Here is a 3858-nt window from a genome sequence, read left to right on the forward strand (position 1 = left end):
GAAAGAACCTCTGACAACCTGTAGCTGCGAATGCCATCATATGGGGCGTTCCATTCTGCCTGGTCTGTACGCCGCACGTCCAGTAGGAGCAAGCTGCCATGCAATCTTCAGTGACACAATTGACACGCAAGACGAGAGGTAGAAACAATGCCATTACTGCCGGATAAGTTCAATTCCTGGAATGAGGAAACACAGGCCGCAGTTCGCGATGTGTTCGCCAGGCAGCCGTATGCGTCTGCAAGTGGACACGGCTCCAACAACTTCATCCTCATACCCAACCCAGACCGGAGCGAAGGCAAACCAACGCATGTATCGCTCGGATTCGAGGTAACCCTGCCCAAGACGTGGACGTGGGATCAGTGTGAACCATTTCTATGGAAAATGGCTGCTGCGTTTATCAAGTACCAGACCTTGCTATCCACATTAGATGCAATGGCAGTACGCGGTTCTCACGAATGGAAGCTGAAACCGGGATGGCGACAGTTTTACGAATGCGCGAAGTGTGGAGTTTCGGACGTGGACGACAAGGCAGAGCAGCCATGTCCGCGCGCCGTGCCGGGGTCTTCCGAGTCCATGGATGCGCCGAAGTGTGGATGTGGCGGCAATCATCAATTAGTTACTGGCCAGAACGGATACAAGTTCTGGGAATGCGATGTCGTAGCGAAAGCGGGTTCTACGATGCAGTTTCCCATCGACAAAACAGACGAGTACGATTTGCGCGATCAGGCTGGTATTCATGCTGAAAGCGTACAAACAGGCGCGAATCAGGCAGACGAAAGTGGTGTCAAGTGAGCAAAGAAGCAAGCAACCACTTCAAGGTTTACCTGCCGCGCATGGTTCACGGTGATTTCCCATTCGGCCACAACACCATCGCCGAAGCCGGAATCCACGATGCCATTGCAAATCCGCATGGCGCCGTTTCGGTCGTGCTCTCGAATGGAAAGTTGCTCGGCGTCAAGCCCGATGAATTCGAGCGAGTTCAATGATCGACTCCTCTCGCAGATTTCCGCGAGGGGAGCCTGATTCGACGTACTGCATGATAGGGAGAAAGCACCATGACAAGCGAGGGACTGCGGGCCTACAGCGTTCAAGGCTACGAAACGGGTTGCGTTGTGTTCGCGGCCTCAAATGTGGTTGCGCGACGCAACGGAGCCAATGAGCTCGATATTCCTTTTGAGGAAGTCGAGTCCTGCAGGCTCGCGCCAGAGTTCGATAAGTTCGCACCTGGGCCGGTTCCTGCCAAAGCTTTGCTGGCGGCCGGCTGGTGGCAATACTGCTCCGGATGCGGCAAACAAGTACGCGAGGACGATGACGAGTTCGAGGACGAAGCCGAAACAATTCCCGCGCAGATCGTGTACGTCGGTGACCAATCGGTTTTCTGTTCGCAGTCCTGTCACGACAACGAGATGGCTGAGTGCGCGAAGCGGAAACAAGTCCATGACGACATGCTGGCTTACGCTACGGCCAAATGGCCGGGCATCGTCGTGACCGGATCGTATGAGTTTACGGTTCCGCCCAGCCTGTCCTTCACCTTCCCCGGAGGCCAATATCCTGTCCGCTTCAACGCCGGCGAGCCTCACGTCACTGTGGTGGCTGTCGACAAAGAAGCATGGGATAGTTTCGCTAAGTCTGTGAAAGCGAAATGCCAGTCCACCTTACTGGGACTGGACCGTACGCAAAGGAAATCATGAGCAGCGCGTTCGACGTTATCGATCCCCGCGTCTTGATCGCCCTCGACCGGCTCCACGATGCGTGTCAATACGTCCGTAACAACTTCGATGAACGGATGTCGCGCGACGACGCCAAAGCAAACCTTGACGCACGAGCGATTTTATTCAACTGCTGCAACCAGATTTTCAGAGAGCACAATTGTCCGATCTCAAAAGCGGAAATTGAGGGCGCGGCGATCATCGAACGAGAGTCGAGTAGATAGCGAAAGAGGTTAATAATGAGCCATCATGTGCCTCAACCACGGTACTCCGCAGAATATAAGGAACTGGCGAAACAGGATTCCCTCGCCCTTTTCACTCTCGACATCGATCGTCGCTTTCTTATCCACAAGGGAGGCCGATCCACGATCACTGGAGCGTGCAGCAAGGAGAACTATCCCTACTTGCGTATGCTCAAGCTGATCCTCGACGGATTAGCACCCAGCGATGCGGCAGAGAAGGCGGGCGTAGCCACAGTATTCCCCGTCGCTGCTAGTGGCCACGGGTCCGAATGAGCACTCCAGCAGTATTCCCGCGAATGGGGAAGGTTGTTCATTGCCGCCGGTCCAGGTTTGATCTCTACATTGGCCGCCCCTTCGCAGAGTTTCCCGAATCGATCTGGGCCAATCGCTATCGTATCGGGCCGGATGGTTCGCGAGAGGACGTCGTCAAGCAATATGAGCTCGACACGCGCCGGAACCTCAGGCTAATGGCGGCGGTCCCAGACTTAACTGGCCTAGACCTTGGCTGTTGGTGCTACCCAAACCCGTGTCATGGCCACGTCCTATTGAAGCTCGTCCAGGAATACTGGGAAGCGAAGCTCGGATACTCCATGCCGCCTCAGGGACAGCTTTATGTCGCTGAAAATCAGTTGAGCCTGTTTCGTTAGAGCGCCGCCCTTCTTCGTTGTCAGAAATCTTCTCTGTATCGTCTTCCGCTCCTACCCTTCACTCCGAAGGTCTACCTTTTTCATCTCCATCCCAAAGGAAAAATATGACTCCAACTGCTATCACTGAGGCGCTTCACTGCGCCCTGGCCCAGCACGTCCCGCCCTTCGTGTGGGGCGCTTGCGGGATTGGAAAATCAGACATCATCCGCGATTTTGCCGCTTCCCTGAACTTCGATTTTGTCGACATTCGCGCCGTCCTGCTCGACCCGGTCGACTTGCGCGGTCTGCCTCGCATTCATGAGGACAAAACCCAGTGGGTGCCACCGGACTTTCTTCCCACGCAGGGAAAGGGCATACTCTTTCTCGATGAGTTGACTTCCGCGCCCCAGATGGTTCAGGCCGCCTGCTATCAGCTTGTCCTAGATCGGCGCTTGGGAGAATATGTCCTGCCGGAAGGCTGGCAGATCATCGCAGCCGGCAATCCGCCCGCCGAGCGCGGCGTTCACTTTGCCATGCCTCGCCCGTTGCAGAACCGTTTCTGGCACCTCACGCTCGAACCGGATCTGACCGACTGGTGTCGCTGGGCCATTCATCACAACGTTCGGCCCGAACTGATTGCCTTCCTGCGCTTCCGTCCGCAATTGCTGCATGCCGCGGACCTGGCCAGCGGAGTCAATGCGTGGCCAACTCCCAGGTCCAATGTAATGGCTTCCCGGATTCTGGAGGCTTGGCTCGCGCGTCACGCCGATCTTGATCCTCTCTTGCTACAGCTGCTCGAGGGAGCCATTGGGAGCGCCGCGGCGGGCGAGTTCTATTCCTTCCTGCATCTGTTTCGGAATTTGCCATCCACCGATGAGATCATGCTGAACCCCTCGGGCGCACGACTGCCGCAGAACGACCCATCGGCGTCCTTCGCGATTGCCACGGCGCTCGGCCGCGTGATCAATGATCGCAACATCGACAAAGCTGCAATCTACCTGGACCGCATGGAACCGGAATTCCATGTGCTGGCAATGCGCGATGCATCTGTTCGGGACAATGCCATCACCAGCACCAAGACGTTCGTCAACTTCGGCGTCCGCTTTGGCGATCTGGTAGCTTGACGGCCGCTGTTCCTCTGTATCCCCTTACAAGGCGGTGCGCGTGACCTCGCGCATCGCCACCAACTCCAGAAAGAGTGACTTCTATGAACATCACCGAGAAAGCAATGCTGGCTCAAGTGCATATCAGCGTCTGGACGGCCCGGAAACATGACCGCAA

The 3858-nt window shown here is 56.1% G+C and carries 7 protein-coding genes; all 7 read left to right on the forward strand.

Annotation, left to right across the window (positions count from 1 at the left end):
- Positions 1-147: 147 nt before the first annotated feature.
- The 7 genes from ROO76_00005 (at position 148) to ROO76_00035 (ending at position 3701) form a co-directional block, all read left to right on the forward strand.
- Positions 148-792, forward strand: coding sequence for a hypothetical protein (locus tag ROO76_00005; GenBank protein ID MDT8066527.1), 645 nt, complete (start codon positions 148-150; stop codon positions 790-792).
- Complete coding sequence (locus ROO76_00010; protein ID MDT8066528.1) at positions 789-986, forward strand: hypothetical protein; 198 nt, start codon at positions 789-791, stop codon at positions 984-986. Before ROO76_00005 ends, ROO76_00010 begins: the two co-directional genes overlap by 4 nt.
- 69 nt (positions 987-1055) lie before the next feature.
- Positions 1056-1691, forward strand: a complete 636-nt coding sequence (locus ROO76_00015) for a hypothetical protein (GenBank protein ID MDT8066529.1) — start codon at positions 1056-1058, stop codon at positions 1689-1691.
- On the forward strand, positions 1688-1933 hold the full coding sequence (locus tag ROO76_00020) for a hypothetical protein (GenBank protein MDT8066530.1): 246 nt from the start codon (positions 1688-1690) through the stop codon (positions 1931-1933). Before ROO76_00015 ends, ROO76_00020 begins: the two co-directional genes overlap by 4 nt.
- Positions 1934-1948: 15 nt before the next feature.
- Positions 1949-2224 carry a hypothetical protein gene (locus tag ROO76_00025; GenBank protein MDT8066531.1) on the forward strand — a complete coding sequence of 92 codons (276 nt, stop codon included), beginning with the start codon at positions 1949-1951 and terminating at the stop codon, positions 2222-2224.
- Positions 2221-2598, forward strand: coding sequence for a DUF4326 domain-containing protein (locus ROO76_00030; protein ID MDT8066532.1), 378 nt, complete (start codon positions 2221-2223; stop codon positions 2596-2598). Before ROO76_00025 ends, ROO76_00030 begins: the two co-directional genes overlap by 4 nt.
- Positions 2599-2702: 104 nt before the next feature.
- Complete coding sequence (locus tag ROO76_00035; protein ID MDT8066533.1) at positions 2703-3701, forward strand: MoxR family ATPase; 999 nt, start codon at positions 2703-2705, stop codon at positions 3699-3701.
- Positions 3702-3858: the final 157 nt, after the last annotated feature.

The sequence above is a fragment of the Terriglobia bacterium genome, from assembly GCA_032252755.1.
In the GTDB taxonomy this organism is placed as follows: domain Bacteria; phylum Acidobacteriota; class Terriglobia; order Terriglobales; family Acidobacteriaceae; genus JAVUPY01.